Source organism: Micromonospora sp. S4605 (assembly GCF_003176715.1).
Taxonomy (GTDB): Bacteria; Actinomycetota; Actinomycetes; order Mycobacteriales; family Micromonosporaceae; genus Micromonospora; species Micromonospora echinaurantiaca.
The window spans coordinates 16,208-35,187 of record NZ_QGSW01000186.1 but is presented as its reverse complement, the minus strand read 5'-3'; the positions used below and the strand labels follow the sequence as shown (position 1 = coordinate 35,187).

Sequence of the window (18,980 nt, the reverse complement as noted above, 5' to 3'; positions counted from 1 at the left end):
GGCATTCGATGGAGAAGACCGTGTACTCGTACCCCCTGCACCCCGAATGCCCCGACCTGCGGCGGCTGGCCGACAACCCGGCCGAGGCGCTGCTGCGCGCGGAGGCCGACGTCGTCGCCGCCGAGAACGCCGCCGAGCGGGACCGCTACCGGCGGCTGGAGGACCTGGAGGAGGCCCAGCAGGACGGGCGCGGGGTGACCCGGCGTACCTTCGTCGCCGGCGCCGCCGCCACCGCCACCGCGCTGGCCACCGCCCAGTTCGTCACCACCTCGGCGTCGTTCGCCGCCACCAGGACCGGCACCCTGATCCACGTCTTCCTCTACGGCGGGCTGGACGGGCTGAGCCTGGTCGCCCCGGCGGACGACCCGGTGCTCGCCAAGGCCCGCCCCGACCTGCTGCTCGCCGACGACTCCCTGGCGGTGGGCCGCGGCTTCAAGCTGACCAGCGCGTTCAAGTCGCTGGAGCCGTGGCTGAAGTCCGGCCGCCTCGGCTTCGTCCCGGCCGTCTCCGACGAGCGGCTCTCGCGCAGCCACTTCCAGGCCGCGGACGCCTGCAACCTGGGCGGCCTGCCCGGCGAGACGGGTGGTCGGGGCTGGCTGGACAGCCTGGTCGACGCGCTCGGCAAGGGCACCGCGTTCCGCAGCGTCGGCGTCGGCAGCACGCTGCCCCGCTCCCTGGTCGGCACCAACGGCGCGCTGTCGCTGAACAGCGTCGGCTCGCTGCGGCTCAACGGCGACGACCGGTTCCGCGCCGCCACCGAGAAGGCGATCAAGGGGCTGTTCACCGGGATCAACCACCCCGTCGAGGAGGCCGTGCAGTCCGGCCTGGGTGCGCTGGCCACCGCGCAGAAGCTGGCCGCCAAGCCGTACCAGCCGGCCGAGGGCGTGCGCTACGAGGGCGTCGGCCGCGCCTTCCAGCAGCTCGCCCAGCTCATCAAGGGCGGCGCGAACGTCCGGGTCGCCACGGTCGGGATGGGCGGCTACGACACCCACGAGAACCAGGGCACCCGCTCCGGCGGCCAGCTGCACCGGCGGCTGACCGAGCTGGCCGACGCGATGGCCGCGTTCTTCACCGACCTCGGCGACCAGGCCGACGACGTGACGATCATGGTGTCCAGCGAGTTCGGCCGGCGGGTCGCCTCCAACGGCGGCGGCACCGACCACGGGCACGGCGGGGTGGTCACCATCCTGTCCGGACGGAAGCTGGCCGGCTCGCTGCTCGGCACCTGGAACGGATTGAACGATCTCGACTCCGGCGACGTACCCGAATACAACAACATGTTCAACGTCTACGGAGCCGTGGCGCAGGGCCGCTTCGGGCTCACCAACGCGGAGGTGGAGAAGATCTTCCCCCGGCAGAAGTACACCCCGATGAAGCTGTACGCGTGACGTACACCCGTACGCACGCCGCCGGCCGCCGCACCGGGACCCCGTCCCGGCACGGCGGCCGGCCGGTGAGCGCGAGGAGTGAGCCGGGTCTGCGAGCCCCGCAGTCGCGAACGACGGAGGGCGCGGCCGCGGACGTACCGCCGGCGGTGCCGCCGCGGCGCGGACCCGGCGGCCGGCGGCTGCTGGCCGCCCTGCTGGTGGTCGGCCTGCTGGCCAGCGTGCTGCCCTGGTGGCTGGACACCCCGGCCGGCTCGCTGCGCGATTCCGCCGCCACCCTCACCGCGGCCGGCCGGATCACCGGCCTGGTCGCCGGGTACCTGCTGCTGGTGCAGGTGCTCATGATGAGCCGGCTGCCGGTGCTGGAACGGTGGATCGGCGGCGAGCAGCTGGCCCGCTGGCACCGCGACGTCGGCGCCACCCTGCTGGTCGCGGTGCTCGCGCACACCTCGCTGATCGTGGTCGGCTACGCCGGGCTGGAGGACAACCCGGTGCTCACCGAGGCCGGGGTGCTGCTGCGCGACTACGAGGACATGGTCTCCGCGTTCGCCGCCGCCGGCATCATGGTGCTGGTCGGCTTCACCAGCATCCGGGCGATCCGCACCGCGCTGCCGTACGAGCTGTGGCACGCCCTGCACCTGTCCGCCTATCCGGTGCTGCTGCTCGGCTTCGGCCACCAGTTCAGCAACGGCGCGCAGCTGTTCCGCCCGGGTCCGGTGCGCACCTTCTGGATCGCCCTGTACGTGCTGGTGGTCGCCGCCCTGCTCGGGGGCCGGGTGCTCGCCCCGCTGGTGTTCAACCTGCGGCACGGGCTGCGGGTCGCCGACGTGGTCGCGGAGAGCCCGGACACCATCTCGATCTACCTGACCGGCCGGCGGCTGGACCGGATGGACCTGCTCGGCGGCCAGTTCTTCCGCTGGCGGTTCCTCACCCGGGGCTGCTGGTGGCAGTCCCACCCGTTCTCGGTCTCCGCCGCGGCCAACGGCCGCTGGCTGCGGCTGACCGTCAAGGTGGTCGGCACGCACACCGCCGACCTGCGTGACCTCGACCCGGGCACCCGGGTCTGGGTGCAGGGGCCGTCGGGCACCTTCACCGCCGCGCACCGCACCCGGGAACGGGCCCTGCTGATCGCCGGTGGCAGCGGGATCACCCCGATCCGGGCGATGCTGGAGGAACTGCCGCCCGGCGCGGCGTTGATCTACCGCGCCCGGACCCCGGCCGACGTGCTGCTCAGCCGGGAACTGGACTGGCTGGCCCAGGCCCGGCACGTCTCGGTCTGGTACGTCATCGGCTCCCGCCACGACCCCGGCCCGCGTCAGGTGATGAGCCCGGACGGGCTGCGCCGGCTGGTGCCCGACGTCGCCCGCCGGGACGTCTACCTCTGCGGGCCGCCCGGCCTGGTCGAGCAGTCGCTCCAGGTGCTCCGGCAGGCCGGCGTGCCCCGCCGGCAGATCCATCTCGCCACGTTCGAGCTGTAGAGAGGCATCCATGCGCCGCGCACTCCTCGCGATCACCGGCCTGGCGGCCAGCACCACCGCGATGGTGGTGCTCAAGGGCGGGCCGGACACCACGCAGGTGGCCGCCCAGGGCGGGCCGGTCGACGGCCAGCCGGTGGCCCCGGGGGCCGGCTCGGCACCGCCGGAGGCGCCGGCCGGGGCGCGCGAGGCGCCCGCCGGCGGCACCGCCTCGCCCCGGCCCATCCGCACCACCGCCCGCCCACCGGCGAGCCGGCCCGGCGCCGGCACCCGGACCCCGTCCGCACCGCGGACCAGCAGCCGGCCGGCGCAGCCGACCACCCGCACGGTGACCGGGCCGGTGGTGGAGAACGAGTACGGCAACGTCCAGGTGCAGATCACCCTCTCCGGGTCGCGGATCGTCAACGTGGTCGCGCTCGAGCTGCCCGAGGAGACGGCCCAGTCCGACCAGCGCAGCGAGCAGGTCGACGACCGGTACAGCGGCTCCGCCGGGCTGGTGGTGCAGCAGCAGAGCGCCGACCTGGACACCGTCTCCGGGGCCACCGCCACCAGCGAGTCGTACCGGCGGTCGCTGCAGGCCGCCATCGACCGGGCCGGCTGAGGTGCCGGCCGCGCCGGCCCGGCCCGGGCTGCGCCGGGTCGAGCAGGTGATGGGTACGGCGATCAGCCTGGACCTCGCCGACGACCTGCCCACCGTCGAGCTGACCGCGCTGGCCGACGCCGTGTTCGGCTGGCTGCGCGAGGTGGACGCCCGGTTCAGCACGTACCGGGCGGACAGCGAGGTGTGCCGGGTGGACCGTGGTGAGCTGGCGGTCGCCGACGGCTCGGCCGACCTGCGGGACGTGCTGGCGCGCTGCGCGGACCTGTGGCGCGCCACCGACGGCTTCTTCGACGCGTACGCCACCGGCCGGCTGGACCCGTCCGGCTACGTCAAGGGCTGGGCGGCGCAGGTCGCCTCGGACCGGCTGCTCGCGGCCGGCGCGGCGAACCACTGCCTGAACGCCGGCGGGGACGTGCGGGTGCGCGGCCGGTCGGCCACCGGCCGGCCGTGGCGGATCGGCGTCCGGCACCCGTGGGACCCGATGGCCACCTGCCTGGTGCTGACCGGCACCGACCTGGCGGTCGCCACCTCGGGGGTGTACGAGCGGGGCGCGCACGTGCGGGATCCCCGCCGGGGTGTGCCGGCCAGCGGCCTGCGTTCGGTCACCGTGGTCGGGCCGGACCTCGGCGTCGCCGACGCGTACGCCACCGCCGCGGTGGCGATGGGCGCCGCCGGTGTCGGCTGGCTGGACCGGCTCGCCGGCCACCAGCACGCGATCGTCACCGACGACGGCCGGCTGCTGCACTCCGCCGGCCTGCCGCTGGCCGGCTGACCGGTGCCGCGCGCGGCCGCCGCCACCACCTCAGCGGGCCGGGCGGTGGGTGCCGGCGGGCCGGGAGCCGGCCGGCCGGGGCCGGCCCGGGCGGGAGCCGGCCGGTCGGGTGCCCGCCCAGCGGTACCGCGGGCGGCTGTGCCGGGGCGGCTCGGTGCCGTCCGGCTGACGCGTGGTGTCGTCGGTGGACATGAAACCCCCGCTCCTGGCGTCTGCGCCGTCGCCCTGTGCAACGAGGACGGACCGGCCGGCGACGCTGCCCGGGCGGGGTTCACATCCCGCGACGCGGCAGCGGCAGGTGGCCGGGGAGCAGTTCCGAGGTCAGCGTCACGCCGGTGGCCCGCAGCGCGTCGATCAGCGCGTTCTGCACCAGATAGGAGTCGGGCAGCCGCCAACGGGCCTGCTCCGGGGCGACGGCCCAGCGGACGGTGCCCTCCGGCAGCCGGGTCGGCGGCGCGGGGATCCACGACCCGGGCCCGTGCCGTACCACGTGGAAGCAGTGGTCCAGCTCCGGCCGCAGGGGGTCGCCCGGGCGGACCAGGAACATCCACCGGCCGGTGGGGGTCACCAGCACCGGCCCGCGTACGCCCGGGCCGGCGGGGTGGGTCTGCACCACGTCGAGGACCCGCCGGCCGAGGTGCGCGGCGACCTCCAGCACGTCGAACGCCCGGCCGGTGGGCAGCAGCACGCCGTGCGGCCGGGTGCGCCACCAGGTCGCCACCCGGGCCGGGTCGGCGCTGGCCGCGTGCTCCCAGTTCTCCAGCGCGGGGTGGCAGCCGACCGTGGGGCAGCCGGCGCGGCCGCAGACGAACCGGCTGCGCGCCAGGCAGGCGCCGGGGGTCACCTCCCAGCCGTGCAGCGCGTAGCGGACGGCCACCCGGCGCAGGCGGACCCGTTCCAACGGCGACAGTTGGACGACGCGTGGTCCGACGTTCCCCCACATGTGTGCCATCTCCCCTCGGCGGCCCGGTCCGGCATCCGGCCCGCATGTCGAACACCGTCACTGCCGTAACCCACGGTCGTTGAGCTGACGAACGGCTGATGCAAGTTGCACGAAAACTACGAGGACTGGCTGTACGGCTGACGCACAGACTGTGCGACCAGCGAAAACCTGAGACCTACCGCGCGCCCGCAACCGCGAGGTGGTCAGCCGGCCACGGCCGGGGTCGCACCAGGGGAGGGACGGGATGGACGAGTTACCCATTGGGCGGCGGGTGGCCTACTGGCGCGGGCGGCGCAAAATGTCGCAGCAGGTCTTCGCGGACCGGCTGGGCAAGTCGAAGAGCTGGGTGGACAAGGTCGAGCGCGGGGTGCGCCGGCTGGACAAGTTCTCCGTCGTCTACGAGATCGCCGACATCCTCCAGGTCGACGTGCAACTGCTGCTCGGCAAGGACCCGGAGCGGCGTACCGACGCGTTGAACTGCATCGACCAGGTCGAGGTCCAGGAGATCCGGGCCGCCCTCGAGCGCTACGACGCGATGAGCGCCTACTTCGACGCGGCGCCGCACCCGCCGCCGCTGGCCGACATGCGCAAGGCGGTCAACCACGCCTGGCTCACCTACCAGTACGGCCGCTACGGGATGCTCACCCGGGCGCTGCCCAAGCTGCTGCGCGACGCCCAGGCCGCCGACGCCGGCTACGGCGGCGACCAGGCCCGCGAGGCGGCCCACCTGCTCGGGCAGGTCTACCAGATCGCCTCCTCGGTGCTGCGCAAGCTGGGCGAGTGCGACCTGGCCTGGCTGGCCGCCGACCGGTCAATGGCGGTCGCCCAGCGCGCCGACGACCAGCTGCTCGCCGGCATCGCCACCACCCGGGTCTGCAACGCGCTGGCCGCGATGGGACGGTCCCGTCCCGCGCTGGAGCTGAACGTCACCATCGCCAACCGGCTCGCCCCCGGCGGGAGCAACGACGCCTCACCGCAACGGCTCTCCGTCTACGGCATGCTGCTGCTGCAGGGCGCGATGGCGGCGTCCCGGATCGGTGACTCGGCGACCGTTGACGACCTGCTCAACGGCGCCCAGGAGGCGGCTCGGCTGCTCGGCAGCGACCAGAACCACTACTGGACCTCGTTCGGGCCGACCAACCTGGAACTGCACCGGGCGGCCGCGGCCGTCGAGCTGGGCGACGGCGGCCGGGCGGTCGAGGTGCACCAGCGCATCCAGGAGCCGGCGTTCAACGCGCTGCTGCCCGAGCGGCGGGCCCACCACCTGCTCGACATCGCCCGCGGCTACGCCCAGATCGGCGATGTGGCCAACGCCGGCGAGATGCTGCTGCGCGGTGACCGGCTGGCGCCGTCCGAGATCCGCTGCCGGCCGATCGCCCACGAGGTGATGTCGGACATCCTGCGTCGCACACGTGGTGCGCCGCCTTCTCCGATCGCGGAGTTGGCTGAGCACATGGGAGTAGGGGTATGAGCGCGGAGCCGGTCTGATGACCGGCCGGCAGCACACCGAGCGCCGCGAGGTGCTCTACGTCATCGCCTGCGGATCGCCGCTGGCGCGCCACGTCGGCCGGCTCGTCGAGCTGGCCCAGCGGGACGGCTGGGACGTCTGCGTGATCACCACGCCGGACGGCGCGAAGTTCGTCGACCGGGCCGCGCTGGCCCGGCAGACCGGTCACCCGGTACGGACCCACTACAAGAACCCGGGGGATCCGGACGTCCTGCCGCCGGCCGACGCCATGATCGTCTGCCCGGCCACTGTCAACACGGTCAACAAGTGGGCGGCCGGGATCACCGACACGCTCGCGCTGGGCCTGCTGGTCGAGGCGCAGGGCCTGGGGGTGCCGCTGGTCGCGGTGCCGTTCACCAACACGGCGATGGCCCGCCACCCGGCGTTCCGCAGCGGCCTGGCGCGGCTCGCCGAGTGGGGGGTGACGGTGCTCTTCGGCGACCACGTCGTCCCGCTGCACCCGCCCGGGACGGGGGAGCGGCACCTGAGCGCCTTCCCGTGGGCGCTGCCGCTCGCCGCGGTACGCGACCGGCTCTGCCGGGTCGGCCCCGCCGTGGCCTGAGCAACCGCCGCGCCCGAGCATCCGCCCGGGCCGGCCGGGTACCGGTAAGCTGGCCCGCCGTGAGCACAACCGCAGTTCCGCCGACCGTCGCCGACGTGGTGGCCGAGCTGGAGCGGCGCTACCCGCCGGCCTGGACGGAGGACTGGGACCGGGTCGGGCTGGTGCTCGGCGAGCCCTGCGCCCCGGTACGCCGGGTGCTCTGCGTGGTCGACGTGGTGCCCGAGACGGTCGCCGAGGCGCTCGCCGCGGGGGTCGACATGATCGTCGCCCATCACCCGCTGCTGCTGCGCGGGGTCTCCTCGGTGGCGCCCACCACGTACAAGGGTCGAATCGTCCACCAGTTGATCAAGGCGGACGTGGCCCTGTACGTCGCGCACACCAACGCCGACGTGGCCGCTCCGGGCGTCTCCGACGCGCTGGCCGCCCGGTTCGGGCTGACCGGGCTGCGCCCGCTGCACCCGCCCGCGCCCGGGTCACCGGCGCACGGCGCCGGGCGGGGGATCGGCCGGATCGGCGAGCTGCCGGAGCCGATGACCCTCGCCGAGCTGGCCCGGCACGCCGCCGCCGTGCTCCCGGTCACCGCCTGGGGCGTACGCGCGGCGGGTGACCCCGAGCGCATGGTGCGTACGCTCGCGGTCAGCGGCGGATCGGGCGACGCCTTCCTGGCCGACGCGACCGCCGCCGGGGTGGACGCCTACCTCACCGCCGACCTGCGCCACCACCCGGCCGGCGAGCACCTCGCCGCCGACGGGCCGGCGCTGCTGGACGCCGCCCACTGGGCGACCGAACGACCGTGGCTGGACGACCTGGCCGCCCTGCTGCGGGCGACGCCGGGTGTCGAGACGCAGGTGTCCGACCTGGACACCGACCCGTGGACCGTACACGCCGCCCCACCCGCGGTGGACGACAAGGAGCCCCGACCGTGAAGGCTGACCCCCAGGTCCAGCGCCGCCTGCTCGACCTCCAGGCGATCGACACCGCGCTCACCCAGCTCGCCCACCGCCGCCGCGCGCTGCCCGAGCGGGCCGAGCTGGAGGCGCTGGCCCGCCAGCTGTCGGCGCTGGAGGACGAGCGCGTCCGTGCCCAGGTGGCGGTCGACGACCTGGACCGGGACATCGCCCGGCTGGAGAAGGACATCGACCAGGTGCGGGCCCGCAAGACCAAGGACGAGGCGCGGCTCGCCGCCGGCAGTGGCCCGGCCCGGGAGCTGGAGGCGCTCCAGCACGAACTGGCCTCGCTCAACCGCCGGCAGGGCGACCTGGAGGACGCCGAGCTGGAGCTGATGGAGCAGCGGGAGACCGCGCAGGCCGTCCTGGACGACGTGGAGCGCCGGCTGGCCGAGGCCCGGGAGCAGCGGGACGCCACCGAGCGGCGCCGGGACGAGGCGCTGGCCGAGATCGGCAAGGAGGAGGAGTTCAAGCGGTCGGCCCGCCGGCCGCTCGCCGACGACCTCCCGGCCGACCTGGTGCAGCTCTACGACAAGATCCGCGAGGACACCGGGCTCGGCGCGGCGCTGCTCGCCGCCGGCCGGTGCGGCGGCTGCCGGCTCGAACTGTCCGGGGCGGACCTGGCCCGGATCCGCAAGGCGGACCCGGACGACGTGGTCCGCTGCGAGGAGTGCCGGCGGATCATGGTGCGTACCAACGAGTCCGGTCTGTAGCCCGTGGCGCCGCGGGTGGTGGTCGTCGAGGCCGACGGCGGATCGAGGGGCAACCCGGGCCCGGCCGGCTACGGCGCGGTGGTCCGCGACCCGGAGACCGGCGAGGTGCTCGCCGAGCGCTCCGAGTCGATCGGGGTGGCCACCAACAACGTGGCCGAGTACCGGGGGCTGATCGCCGGGCTGACGGCCGCCGCCGAACTGGGCGCCGCCGAGGTGGAGGCCCGGATGGACTCGAAGCTGGTGGTCGAGCAGATGTGTGGCCGCTGGCAGATCAAGCACCCCGGGCTGCGCCCGCTCGCCGCCCAGGCGGCCGGGCTGGTCGAACGGTTCGCGGCGGTCCGGTTCAGCTGGATCCCGCGGGAGCGCAACCGGCACGCCGACGCCCTCGCCAACGCCGCGATGGACGCCGCCGCCGGCACCGCGCCGGTGGCTCCGGCCGTCGCACCGCCGCGCGTGGTGGAGCCCCCGCGCGAGCTCGCCGGCCCGGAGCCGGCGGGCCGGGAGCAGGCCCGCGAGGCGGCCGCCCGCGCCGCGGCGCAGCGGACCACCGGCACCGACCCGGCCACCGCGCCCGCCTCCTGGGAGCCGCGCCCGAGCTTTACCGCCACCCGGCTGATCCTGGTGCGGCACGGCGAGACCGAGTACACCGAGCAACGCCGCTACTCCGGTCGCGGCGACGTGCCGCTCTCCGACCGGGGCCGGGCCCAGGCCCGGGCCACCGGCGACCGGGTGGCCGAGCTGGCGCCGACCGTCGCGGCAGTGGTCAGTTCCCCGCTGTCCCGGTGTACGGCGACCGCCGAGGCGATCGCCGCGGCGCTCGGCGGCGTGCCGGTACGCCGCGCGGACGACCTGATCGAGTGCGACTTCGGCGCCTGGGAGGGGCGGACCTTCGCCGAGGTACGCGAGGGGTGGCCCGGCGAGATGGACGCCTGGCTCGCCTCCACGGCGGTGTCCCCGCCCGGCGGGGAGTCGTTCGCGGCGGTGGCCGAGCGCACCCGCCGGGCGCTGGACGCGCTGGTCGAGGCGTACCCCGGGGAGACCGTCGTGGTGGTCTCGCACGTCTCGCCGATCAAGCTCGCGCTGCGCGACGCGCTCGCTGCCGGTGACGCCTTCCTGCACCGGCTCTTCCTGGACGCCGCAGGCATCTCGGTGCTGGACCGGTGGCCGGACGGCGGCATCGCCGTCCGCACCGTCAACGACACCGCCCACCTCCCCACTCCCTGACCCCGCCCCGCACCCGTCGCGCTCGTTCACCGAAAGAGTGGCCATTCTCCGCGGAATGGCCACTCTTTCTCGGTTCGTGCGGACCGCAGGGCGGTGGGTGCCCGCCGTTCGGCGCAGCCGAGCGGCCGTTCGGCGCAGCGCAGTGGATCAGCCGAACGTGACGGCGCTCACAGGGCCGTAGCCTCCGGCCGTCACATCACGAGCGACGACTGGAAGGTGGGTCTGATGGCTGCACCCGAACCGGCCACACCCGCACCGGAGGCACCCCTGACGGGGTCGTCCCGGGCAAAGGACAAGAGCAGATGGAACTGGTTGCTCTTCATCCCGATCGTGGTGCCGCTGATCCCGGCGTTCTTCAACGCCGACGGCCCACGGCTGTTCGGCTTCCCGCGGTTCTACTGGCTCCAGTTGGCCTACATCGTGCTGGGCGTGGCCACCACGACGGTGGTCTACCAGCTCACCAAGAAGCGGGGTGACCGCTGATGTGGCGCGACCACCTCACCGAGATCATCATCTTCACGCTGCTCTTCCTGCTGGTCAGCGTGATGGGTTTCGTGGCCGCCCGGTGGCGGGCCCCACGCGACATGGCCCACCTCGACGAGTGGGGGCTGGGCGGGCGCAACTTCGGCGGCTGGATCACCTGGTTCCTGGTCGGCGGTGACCTCTACACCGCGTACACCTTCGTGGCGGTGCCGGCGCTGGTGTTCGGCGCGGGGGCGATGGGCTTCTTCGCGGTGCCGTACACCATCGTCATCTACCCGCTGGTCTTCCTGGTGCTCTGTCGACTCTGGTCGGTGTCGCACCGGCACGGCTTCGTCACGCCGGCCGACTTCGTCCGCAGCCGGTTCGACTCGCCGGTGCTGGCGCTGCTGGTCGCGATCACCGGCATCGTCGCCACGATGCCGTACATCGCGCTGCAGCTGGTCGGCATCGAGGCGGTGCTCAAGGCCATGGGCGTGACCGGGGAGAGCACGATCGCCCGGCACCTGCCGATCATCATCGCGTTCGCCATCCTGGCCGCGTACACGTACCAGTCCGGGCTGCGCGCGCCGGCGCTGATCGCCTTCGTCAAGGACACGCTGATCTACATCGTGATCCTGGTGGCGGTGCTGTACCTGCCGTACAAGCTGGGCGGCTGGGGCGAGATCTTCGACGCGGCGGACGCGAAGTTCGACGCCTCACCGAGCCCCGGCGACGGGGTCCTGCTCAACGCCAACAACCAGCTCCAGTACGTCACGCTGGCGTTCGGCTCGGCGCTGGCGCTGTTCCTCTACCCGCACAGCATCACCGGCGTGCTGGCCAGCCGGAACCGCGACGTGATCAAGCGGAACATGTCCGCGCTGCCGGCGTACAGCCTGCTGCTCGGGCTGATCGCGCTGCTCGGCTACATGGCCATCGCGGCCGAGGTGAAGCCGCTGCCGGGGGCGAGCGAGGGGACGGTGGACAACAACACCATCGTGCCGCTCCTCTTCGACCAGCAGTTCCCGAGCTGGTTCACCGGCGTCGCGTACGCGGCCATCGGGATCGGCGCGCTGGTGCCGGCGGCGATCATGTCGATCGCGGCGGCGAACCTGTTCACCCGCAACATCTACAAGGAGTACCTGCGGCGCGACGCCACCCCGGCGCAGGAGGCGAACGTCTCCAAGATCACCTCGCTGGTGGTCAAGATCGGCGCGGTGGCCTGCATCGTCTTCCTCGACCCGCAGTTCTCCATCGACCTCCAGCTGATCGGCGGCGTGATCATCCTGCAGACGCTGCCGGCGGTGGCGCTCGGCCTCTACACCCGCTGGTTCCACCGGGGTGCGCTGATCGCCGGCTGGGTGGCCGGCATGGGGCTCGGGATGTGGATGCTCTACCAGATCTCCAGCCCGACCCGGAAGCACTTCGCCGGCTCGGCGTTCCCACTGGAGAAGTTCGGCTTCGACACCCCGAAGACGATCTACGTGGGCATCGTGGCCGTCCTGGTCAACCTGCTGGTGGCGGCGATCCTGACGCTGATCCTGCGGGCGGTGAAGGTACGCGAGGGCGTCGACGGCACCACGTCGGACGACTACTTCGCCGACGAGGGTGACCCGCGGGTGACGCCCGGCGACCGCCAGGACGCCGACGCGGCTCCGGAGCCGGTCGCCTGAGCCCGCCCCGGCCCCCGGCTGCGCGACGCCCGGGGGCCGGGAGCGGCGGGTTCCTCCCCAGTCAGCTGAGCGCGCGGTAGAGCAGGTAGAGCCCGATCACCGTGCCGAAGCTGACGATCAGCGTCTTGAGCACCACCGACGGCAGCCGGCGGACCAGCCGGGCGCCGGCGTACCCGCCGACCAGCGTGGCTGGCGCGACCAGCGCCACCGCCGCCCAGTTCACCGGGCCGAAGAGCGCGAAGACCACCAGCGTGGTCACCCCGACCAGGGCGGAGAGCAGGTTCTTGATGGCGCTCACCCGGGCCAGCGTGGCGTCCAGCACCAGCGCCAGGCCGGCGACCAGCATCACCCCGAGCGCCGCGCCGAAGTAGCCGCCGTAGACCGCGCCGACCGCGACCATTGCCTGCACCGCGACCGTACGGCGGCGCGGCGACAGGTCGCGCGGATGCCCGACCAGCCGGCGCAGCGGGTCCTGGAAGGCCAGCACAGCGGTCGCGCCGAGCACCAGGAACGGTACGACCAGCTCGAACGCCCGCGCCGGGGTGGCCAGCAGCAGCAGCGCCCCGGCGATGGTGCCGACGATGGTGGTGGGCACCAGGGTGGCCAGCGCCCGCCCGGGTGGCAGGTCCACCCGACTGCCCGCCACGCTGGCCACGTAGCCGGGGAAGACGGCCACCGAGTTGCTGACGTTGGCCGGCACGGGCGGCAACCCGACCGCGATCATCGCGGGGAAGGTGATGAGCGAGCCCCCACCGGCCACCGCGTTGACCGTGCCCGCGGCGAGACCGGCGACGAGCAGCAGGGCGGCGTCGGCGAGATCCATGATCCCCAGAGGCTAGTACGGGCTCAGGCCGACCGCCGGGGGCGGTGCCGCCGCGCCTCTCAACCTTCCGGCCCGGTGCCGCGTCGTACCGGTTGAGACGGACCCAGGGAGAGGAAGCGGACCATGACCGGTCACGACCAGGGGGCGGCGCGTGGCTGACGCCGACTTCCGGGAGTTCGTCGAGGCGCGCTACGGCGACCTGCTGCGGACCGCGTACCTGCTGACCGGCAGCAGGGACGCCGCACAGGACCTGGTGCACGACGCGCTGCTGAAGGTGATGCGGCACTGGCGCACGGTCGACGAGCCGATGGCGTACGTCCGTCGGGCGATGGTCAACGAACGCACCAGCCGTTGGCGGCGGATCGGCCTGCGGGAGCTGCTCACCTCGGTCGTGCCCGATCGGGCCGGGCCGGATTCCACGGACGCCGTCGTCGTCCGGGACGAACTGCTGGTCGCGCTGGACCGGTTGCCCGCCCGGATGCGGGCGGTGCTGGTGCTGCGCTACTGGGAGGACCTCTCCGAGGCCGACGTGGCGGCGGCGATGGGCTGTTCGGTGGGGACGGTGAAGAGCCAGGCGGCGCGGGGGCTGACCCGGCTCCGCGGGGTGCTGCACCCGCCGGCCGGCCGTCCGGCGGTTCCCGGCGACCTGATGGGGGAGCGGGCATGAGCGTGGACGAACTTCGTACCGGGCTGGCCCGGATCGCCGCGACGGTGGTGCCGGACGAGGACGCGTACGGCCGCTTGATGCGGCACGCCCGACGGCGCCGGCGGCGTCGCCTCGCGGGGCTGTGGGCGACGGCGGCAGCGGTCCTCGCCGCCGCGCTGGCCGGCCCGGCGGCCTTCAGCGCCGCGGGCCTGGACGGCCGCCCCGACGACGGTTCGCGGGTCCTGCCCGGCTTCCCGGTCGACTCGGAGTGGACCTGGCGCCTGATCAACTCGCCCACCCGGGGAAGCCTCGCCGGCGACCGGGCCTTCCTCAGCGAGCTGACCCGCCGCGCCGATCGGGACGGCGACCGGCTGTTCATGAGCGCCGAGTTGTCGACGGTGAACGTGCTCTGGGCCGACGACACGGCGGGCTTCCGCACCGTCGTGCTGGCCTACCACTCCGACACCCATGCCGCGCTGGCCACCCTGGAGGCCGAGGTCGGAGCGTCACCGCGGGACCTGCTCCGGGGCAACAGCCGGGCGAACCTGGAGCCGGCCGCTTTCACCGTGCTGGAAACCAGCTACGGCACCGAGCAGAACTGGCTGCTCGGGTTGGCGCCGTCCGGGTGCACCGTGTCCCACGCCCGCTCGGCTCAGTTGTGGAGCGGCGTGCAGCGGCGCTGGCAGACCGCGCCCGGTGGCGACCACCTGCTGGTCGAGCCGGTCCTGGCCCGCGGTTGGTGGCGGGTCGAGTGCGACGGCCAACTCCGCCAGGCCGGTCCCATCGCCATCCAGCACGGCACCGTGGAAACCCGATGGGCGGGGAAGGACGACCCGCTGGACGGGCGGCCGAACCCCTCGCCGACGGCCGACTGGCGGGCGGCGCGGGGCGCGGACACCGCGTACCGGCGGCTGGTGGACGGCAGCGGCCTGGTGGGCGGCGTCATCCCGCCCGAGGTGCGCTGGGTGGGCCGGCTCGACTCCCGGGACGCTGTCCTGGTCGGCCCGCCCGGCGACGGCCCGCTGGTCCTACAGCTCGGCTCCGGGGAACACGGGCGGCTCGCGCTGGCCGGCCCCGGCGAGACCCGGCCCGACGACCCGAGGATCGGAGGGCTCGACCCGGACCTTGCGCTGGTGGCCACCGGGACCAGCGTCGCGTACGACCTGGCCGCGGTTCGCGTGCCGGCGCTGGTCGACGGCCATGCCGCCCTCACCGACCGGCTGCTGGTGGTGCCGCGCCCGCAGGCCGTGCGGGTCGAGGCCGTCGCGGACGGCCAGGTCCGTGCCACGGCCGAGGTACGCGCCGGCGCGGCGCTGCTGACCCTGCCGCTCGGCGCGCAGGTGACCCTGCGGGCGGTGGACGGCGACGGGAAGGTGGTGGGCTCCGGGACGCTGCGGGAGCCGGCGAACGGTGAGCGGCTCTTCAACGAGTCGCTGGTGTGGAACTGGTGAGCCGCTCACGACGTCGATCACCGGGGCCGGCGGTCGACACGGGGCGATCCGCCGGCCGCCGGATATTCCCGCTGCCGCCTCACCTTCGGCGGCGCGGCTCGCGACCGGCGCCACCCCGCCCGGGGCGGAAATGGGTGCCGCCGCCGCGTCGTTAGGATGAGTGCGCGACGGACGAGTCGACCGGGCGGTCGCGTCGGCGGGCTCCGGCCCGCCGCCGAGGAACGTCCGGACTCCACAGGGCAGGGTGGTTGCTAACGGCAACCCGGGGTGACCCGCGGGACAGTGCCACAGAAAACAGACCGCCGGCCCCATCGGGGACGGTAAGGGTGAAACGGTGGGGTAAGAGCCCACCAGCACCCCGGGTGACCGGGGTGGCTCGGTAAACCCCACCCGGAGCAAGGCCAAGAAAGGGTCGTCGCCCGCAGGATGACGATCCGCGCAGACGCTTGAGGGCGGCCCGCCCGATGTCTGCGGGTAGGCCGCTGGAGCCTGCCGGCGACGGTAGGCCGAGATGGATGGCCGCCGCCGACCCGCGCCTCCGGGCGCGCGTCGGTCACAGAATCCGGCGTACAGGTCGACTCGTCCGTCGCCCACCAGGTCAGCCGCCTCGATCGAGGTTGCGACCTGGCTCTATGTTCTGTCATCTATGGGCATCGCTGGTCACTCTTGTTGTCGTATGACGCCCTGGCGACGCCCTGACGCCCCATCCCCTTGCGGCTTAGCACGGCGAGCTTGCTCCGCCGCTCACATGAACGGCGCGAATGCGGGAAGAAGCTGTTCTCCGTAGTGAGCGGATCGGGTCGAGGAGGGCAGTTTCAAGGCGGTGTGCCGAGGCCACCATGCTCCGGACGCCGTGGAACGACGGGAACTGCCTGCAGGTGGGAGGAGCTAGGCGACGCGCACGAGGACGTTTCGTCCTGACTCGCCGGTGAATAGACGCGACCGTACTCAATGACCTTTGTCCGGCGCGACGCCTTCTGACCATTTTCCGGCCACACCCTGGCGCGACGGCTCCGGCGATGGGGAGGAGAAATCCCGAGGTCAAAGGGCGAACAGGCGTGGGCTGGTGCGGGAGGGGGTCCGGTGACGGGGAAGGCGCAGGCGGTCGACGCGGCGGCCAGGCCCGTACGAACCGCCGCCTGGTCATGGTGGGCCGATGTGATCGCCTCGGCCGGCGTGGTCAGCGTGCTGATCGTCGTCGCGCTCTGGGTGCGGGGCGGCGGCGTGCAGGATCTTCGTGGCTGGGCGGCGGGCCTGACGTCGCTCGGTCGGTTGACCGGGCTCGTAGCAGCCGACCTGCTGCTCATCCAGGTGCTGCTGATGGCGCGCGTGCCGTGGATCGAGCGCACCTACGGTCAGGACAGGCTCGCCCGTTGGCATCGCGTCGTCGGGTTCGCGTCGTTCGATCTGCTGCTCGCGCACATCGTGCTGATCACGGTCGGATATGCCGCGACGGATGGGGTTTCTGTGACAGGCGAGGCGTGGACCCTCGTCACGACGTACCCGGGAATGCTGCTGGCGGTCGCCGGGGCGGCCGCCCTGACGATGGTCGTGCTCACCTCCCTGCGGGCCGCGCGGCGGCGGCTGCGCTACGAGGCGTGGCACCTGCTGCACCTGTACGCCTACCTCGGTGTCGGCCTGGCGCTGCCGCATCAGCTCTGGACCGGGGCCGACTTCACCAGCTCCCGGGCCGCGACGCTGTACTGGTGGGCCGCGTACGCCGCGTGCGCTGGAGCGGTTGTCGCCTTCAGGCTCGGGCTGCCGGCCTGGCGGACGCTGCGGCACCGGCTCACAGTCGCCGCAGTCGTCCCGGAGGCACCGGGCGTTCACTCGATTTACCTGCGCGGGCGCCATCTGGACCGGTTGCCGGCACGCGCCGGGCAGTTCTTCCAGTGGCGCTTCCTCAGCGGCCCGGGTTGGAGTCGCGGCCATCCGTATTCGTTGTCCGCGGTGCCGCGTGAGGACATGCTGCGGATCACGGTGCGATCCCGCGGTGAGGGCAGCGAGAAGGTATCAGAGTTACGGCCGGGCACTCGTGTGCTGATTGAGGGGCCGTACGGGCGGCTGACCGCCTCCCGGCGCACGGCTCCGCGGGTAACCATGATCGCGTCCGGGATCGGAATTACCCCGCTGCGGACGTTGTTGGAAGAGTTACCGTACGCGCCGGGCGAGGCGACGCTGCTGTACCGCGCGCGCTCGGCGGATGACCTGGTGTTTCGCCAGGAACTGGAGCGCCTCGCGGCCGTCCGTGGCCTGCGCGTGGAGTACCTGTTGGGGCCGCGCGGGCGGGAGGGCTCGTGGTTGCCGGCCGGATTCGGCGACGACGCGAAAGCCTTACGTGAGCTTGCCCCGGACATCGCGCAGCACGACGTGTTCGTCTGCGGACCGGATGAGTGGATGCAAGCGGTGGTACGGGCGGCGCGGCAGGCAGGCGTGCCGGCGGAGCGCATTCACCTCGAACGCTTCACCTGGTAACTCCGAGCCACCCCCCATCGTCATGGCGCTCACAATCCGACCTCCAGAGGAGGACGACATGCGCAAGATCACGATGTGGTTTCTCGCCACGATCGCCGTGGTGGTACTTCTCTTCAGCTACCGGACTTCAACCGGACCCAACAGCTCGCCTTCGGGCGAGACCGTTGGCGGCGCAAGCGCGCCGGGTGTGGTGACCGGCACCGGTGCGCCGGCGGACCCTGGGACGTCACGGGGCACAGCACGGTCCGGTTCCACCACCGTTACCGACGGCCCAGTCGTGCAGACGAAGCGGGGGCGCGTCCAGGTGCAGGCCCACATCAGCGGCGGCCGCATCACCGACATCACGCCGCTGAAGGTGCCCAACACCAACAACCGGGATCGCGAAATCAACAAGTACGCGGTGCCGCAGCTGCGCGCGGAGGCCCTCGCCGCGCAGAGCGCGCAGATCGACGCGGTGTCCGGGGCGACGGCCACGAGCGAGGGCTACACGGAGTCGCTTCAGGCCGCGCTGGACGCCGCTCAGTTCAAGGCCAAGCCGTGACCAGGCAGGCGTTCGTCGAGCAGATCATGGGTCTGCCCGTCAGCGTGCATGTGCGCGGTCCCGGTGCCGACTCCCCGGCGGCGGCGGACGCCGTCGCCGGGGTCTTCGCCGAACTGCGCGCCATGGACGCCGTCTTCAGCCCGTACCGCCCGGACAGCCGGCTCAGCGCGCGCTGAACCGGGGAGAGCCGGTACATGATCCGCTGGTCGACGCGGTGATCGACCTGTGCGAGCAGGCGCGGCAGCGTACCGGTGGCTACTTCAACGCGTACCTTCCCGAACCCGGCAGTGACACCCGCTTCGATCCCTCCGGCCTCGTCAAGGGCTGGGCCGTCGAGCGCGCCGCGGAGCACCTCGAGGGGTACGAGTTCTACCTGAACGCGGGTGGGGACATGACGGTACGCGGATCCTGGCGGGTGGGCGTTGAGGATCCGGCACAGCCCGACCAGCTCCTCACCGCCATCGAGGTCGTCGACGGAGCCGTCGCGACCTCGGGCAGTGCACACCGCGGAGCGCACATCGTAGATCCGCACACCGGCGCCCCCGCCCGGGGCCTGCGCTCCGTCACCGTCATCGGCCCGTCCCTGACCTGGGCGGACGTGTACGCCACGGCGGCGGCCGCGCAGGGGCCTGAGGCGGTGACCTGGCTGGCCACGCTGCCCGGGTACGAGGCCCTGCTCGTCGGCGACGACGGTGCCCTACTAGCCACGCCCCACTGGCCACTACCGGCGTAGCGCGGTGGCCGAGCTCGACCTGCACCTCGACGCCTGACGGTGGAGACACG

20 protein-coding genes and 1 other RNA gene are annotated in these 18,980 nt (G+C 73.3%); 18 read left to right on the top strand and 3 right to left on the bottom strand.

Features of this window, described 5'->3' with window-relative positions; genetic code table 11:
* Window positions 1-8: 8 nt before the first annotated feature.
* Genes DLJ47_RS15060 through DLJ47_RS15045 form a run of 4 tightly spaced genes read left to right on the top strand, consistent with a single transcriptional unit; the run spans window position 9 to window position 4,233 of the window.
* Window positions 9-1,388, top strand: coding sequence for a DUF1501 domain-containing protein (locus DLJ47_RS15060; RefSeq protein WP_109900642.1), 1,380 nt, complete (start codon window positions 9-11; stop codon window positions 1,386-1,388).
* On the top strand, window positions 1,385-2,863 hold the full coding sequence (locus tag DLJ47_RS15055) for a ferredoxin reductase family protein (RefSeq protein WP_109900641.1): 1,479 nt from the start codon (window positions 1,385-1,387) through the stop codon (window positions 2,861-2,863). The genes DLJ47_RS15060 and DLJ47_RS15055 overlap by 4 nt, the downstream gene beginning before the upstream one ends.
* Before the next feature lie 10 nt (window positions 2,864-2,873).
* A complete protein-coding gene (locus DLJ47_RS15050) occupies window positions 2,874-3,461 on the top strand; it encodes an FMN-binding protein (protein WP_109900640.1) in 588 nt (195 codons plus the stop codon).
* Window positions 3,462-3,510: 49 nt separating this feature from the next.
* The gene (locus DLJ47_RS15045; RefSeq protein WP_109900680.1) at window positions 3,511-4,233 is read left to right on the top strand and encodes an FAD:protein FMN transferase; all 723 of its coding nucleotides are present in this window, start codon (window positions 3,511-3,513) and stop codon (window positions 4,231-4,233) included.
* Window positions 4,234-4,263: 30 nt separating this feature from the next.
* Here DLJ47_RS15045 and DLJ47_RS36290 read toward each other — a convergent pair whose 3' ends face one another.
* Window positions 4,264-4,425: a hypothetical protein gene (locus DLJ47_RS36290; protein WP_157748057.1), complete on the bottom strand. Its 162-nt coding sequence runs from the start codon at window positions 4,423-4,425 to the stop codon at window positions 4,264-4,266.
* Window positions 4,426-4,504: 79 nt separating this feature from the next.
* Entirely contained in the window at window positions 4,505-5,185 is a 681-nt protein-coding gene (locus tag DLJ47_RS15035; RefSeq protein WP_199235858.1) for a bifunctional DNA primase/polymerase, read from the bottom strand.
* 235 nt (window positions 5,186-5,420) lie between these two features.
* Here DLJ47_RS15035 and DLJ47_RS15030 point away from each other — a divergent pair, with 235 nt between their 5' ends.
* The 7 genes from DLJ47_RS15030 to mctP all read left to right on the top strand — a co-directional run bounded on the left by DLJ47_RS15030 (window position 5,421) and on the right by mctP (window position 12,261).
* Window positions 5,421-6,647: a helix-turn-helix domain-containing protein gene (locus DLJ47_RS15030; RefSeq protein ID WP_109900638.1), complete on the top strand. Its 1,227-nt coding sequence runs from the start codon at window positions 5,421-5,423 to the stop codon at window positions 6,645-6,647.
* A 16-nt stretch (window positions 6,648-6,663) separates the two neighbouring features.
* Window positions 6,664-7,245, top strand: coding sequence for a flavoprotein (locus tag DLJ47_RS15025; RefSeq protein WP_109900637.1), 582 nt, complete (start codon window positions 6,664-6,666; stop codon window positions 7,243-7,245).
* Between the two features lie 95 nt (window positions 7,246-7,340).
* Complete coding sequence (locus DLJ47_RS15020) at window positions 7,341-8,171, top strand: Nif3-like dinuclear metal center hexameric protein (RefSeq protein WP_199235860.1); 831 nt, start codon at window positions 7,341-7,343, stop codon at window positions 8,169-8,171.
* The gene (locus DLJ47_RS15015; protein ID WP_109900635.1) at window positions 8,168-8,905 is read left to right on the top strand and encodes a zinc ribbon domain-containing protein; all 738 of its coding nucleotides are present in this window, start codon (window positions 8,168-8,170) and stop codon (window positions 8,903-8,905) included. The genes DLJ47_RS15020 and DLJ47_RS15015 overlap by 4 nt, the downstream gene beginning before the upstream one ends.
* Before the next feature lie 3 nt (window positions 8,906-8,908).
* Window positions 8,909-10,129, top strand: coding sequence for a bifunctional RNase H/acid phosphatase (locus tag DLJ47_RS15010; RefSeq protein WP_109900634.1), 1,221 nt, complete (start codon window positions 8,909-8,911; stop codon window positions 10,127-10,129).
* Between the two features lie 225 nt (window positions 10,130-10,354).
* Complete coding sequence (locus DLJ47_RS15005) at window positions 10,355-10,612, top strand: DUF3311 domain-containing protein (protein ID WP_088992608.1); 258 nt, start codon at window positions 10,355-10,357, stop codon at window positions 10,610-10,612.
* Window positions 10,612-12,261 (top strand): monocarboxylate uptake permease MctP, encoded by a 1,650-nt coding sequence (gene mctP / locus DLJ47_RS15000; protein ID WP_109900633.1) that lies wholly within the window; start codon window positions 10,612-10,614, stop codon window positions 12,259-12,261. The genes DLJ47_RS15005 and mctP overlap by 1 nt, the downstream gene beginning before the upstream one ends.
* A gap of 61 nt (window positions 12,262-12,322) precedes the next feature.
* Here the strand turns inward: mctP and DLJ47_RS14995 are convergent, their stop codons facing one another.
* The gene (locus DLJ47_RS14995) at window positions 12,323-13,084 is read right to left on the bottom strand and encodes a sulfite exporter TauE/SafE family protein (RefSeq protein WP_109900632.1); all 762 of its coding nucleotides are present in this window, start codon (window positions 13,082-13,084) and stop codon (window positions 12,323-12,325) included.
* Between the two features lie 151 nt (window positions 13,085-13,235).
* On the opposite strand from DLJ47_RS14995, the gene DLJ47_RS14990 reads away from it, so the two are divergent.
* The 7 genes from DLJ47_RS14990 to DLJ47_RS14965 all read left to right on the top strand — a co-directional run bounded on the left by DLJ47_RS14990 (window position 13,236) and on the right by DLJ47_RS14965 (window position 18,930).
* Window positions 13,236-13,751: a SigE family RNA polymerase sigma factor gene (locus DLJ47_RS14990; protein ID WP_109900631.1), complete on the top strand. Its 516-nt coding sequence runs from the start codon at window positions 13,236-13,238 to the stop codon at window positions 13,749-13,751.
* Window positions 13,748-15,181, top strand: a complete 1,434-nt coding sequence (locus tag DLJ47_RS14985; RefSeq protein WP_146228096.1) for a hypothetical protein — start codon at window positions 13,748-13,750, stop codon at window positions 15,179-15,181. Before DLJ47_RS14990 ends, DLJ47_RS14985 begins: the two co-directional genes overlap by 4 nt.
* A gap of 172 nt (window positions 15,182-15,353) precedes the next feature.
* Window positions 15,354-15,767, top strand: an RNA gene (gene rnpB, locus DLJ47_RS14980) — RNase P RNA component class A.
* A 497-nt stretch (window positions 15,768-16,264) separates the two neighbouring features.
* On the top strand, window positions 16,265-17,656 hold the full coding sequence (locus tag DLJ47_RS14975; protein WP_109900629.1) for a ferredoxin reductase family protein: 1,392 nt from the start codon (window positions 16,265-16,267) through the stop codon (window positions 17,654-17,656).
* A 58-nt stretch (window positions 17,657-17,714) separates the two neighbouring features.
* Window positions 17,715-18,197: an FMN-binding protein gene (locus DLJ47_RS14970; RefSeq protein ID WP_109900628.1), complete on the top strand. Its 483-nt coding sequence runs from the start codon at window positions 17,715-17,717 to the stop codon at window positions 18,195-18,197.
* Window positions 18,194-18,373, top strand: coding sequence for a hypothetical protein (locus DLJ47_RS36285; RefSeq protein ID WP_199235857.1), 180 nt, complete (start codon window positions 18,194-18,196; stop codon window positions 18,371-18,373). The genes DLJ47_RS14970 and DLJ47_RS36285 overlap by 4 nt, the downstream gene beginning before the upstream one ends.
* 38 nt (window positions 18,374-18,411) lie before the next feature.
* Window positions 18,412-18,930: an FAD:protein FMN transferase gene (locus DLJ47_RS14965; RefSeq protein ID WP_199235856.1), complete on the top strand. Its 519-nt coding sequence runs from the start codon at window positions 18,412-18,414 to the stop codon at window positions 18,928-18,930.
* The last annotated feature ends 50 nt before the right edge of the window (window positions 18,931-18,980 follow it).

Bases quoted from the DNA above. Each gene is read 5' to 3' on its own strand.
- DLJ47_RS15060 (WP_109900642.1), top strand. From the start codon at position 9: ATGGAGAAGACCGTGTACTCGTACCCCCTGCACCCCGAATGCCCCGAC.
- DLJ47_RS15050 (WP_109900640.1), top strand. From the start codon at position 2,874: ATGCGCCGCGCACTCCTCGCGATCACCGGCCTGGCGGCCAGCACCACC.
- DLJ47_RS15045 (WP_109900680.1), top strand. From the start codon at position 3,511: ATGGGTACGGCGATCAGCCTGGACCTCGCCGACGACCTGCCCACCGTC.
- DLJ47_RS36290 (WP_157748057.1), bottom strand. From the start codon at position 4,425: ATGTCCACCGACGACACCACGCGTCAGCCGGACGGCACCGAGCCGCCC.
- DLJ47_RS15035 (WP_199235858.1), bottom strand. From the start codon at position 5,185: ATGGCACACATGTGGGGGAACGTCGGACCACGCGTCGTCCAACTGTCG.
- DLJ47_RS15030 (WP_109900638.1), top strand. From the start codon at position 5,421: ATGGACGAGTTACCCATTGGGCGGCGGGTGGCCTACTGGCGCGGGCGG.
- DLJ47_RS15025 (WP_109900637.1), top strand. From the start codon at position 6,664: ATGACCGGCCGGCAGCACACCGAGCGCCGCGAGGTGCTCTACGTCATC.
- DLJ47_RS15005 (WP_088992608.1), top strand. From the start codon at position 10,355: ATGGCTGCACCCGAACCGGCCACACCCGCACCGGAGGCACCCCTGACG.
- mctP (WP_109900633.1), top strand. From the start codon at position 10,612: ATGTGGCGCGACCACCTCACCGAGATCATCATCTTCACGCTGCTCTTC.
- DLJ47_RS14995 (WP_109900632.1), bottom strand. From the start codon at position 13,084: ATGGATCTCGCCGACGCCGCCCTGCTGCTCGTCGCCGGTCTCGCCGCG.
- DLJ47_RS14985 (WP_146228096.1), top strand. From the start codon at position 13,748: ATGAGCGTGGACGAACTTCGTACCGGGCTGGCCCGGATCGCCGCGACG.
- DLJ47_RS14970 (WP_109900628.1), top strand. From the start codon at position 17,715: ATGCGCAAGATCACGATGTGGTTTCTCGCCACGATCGCCGTGGTGGTA.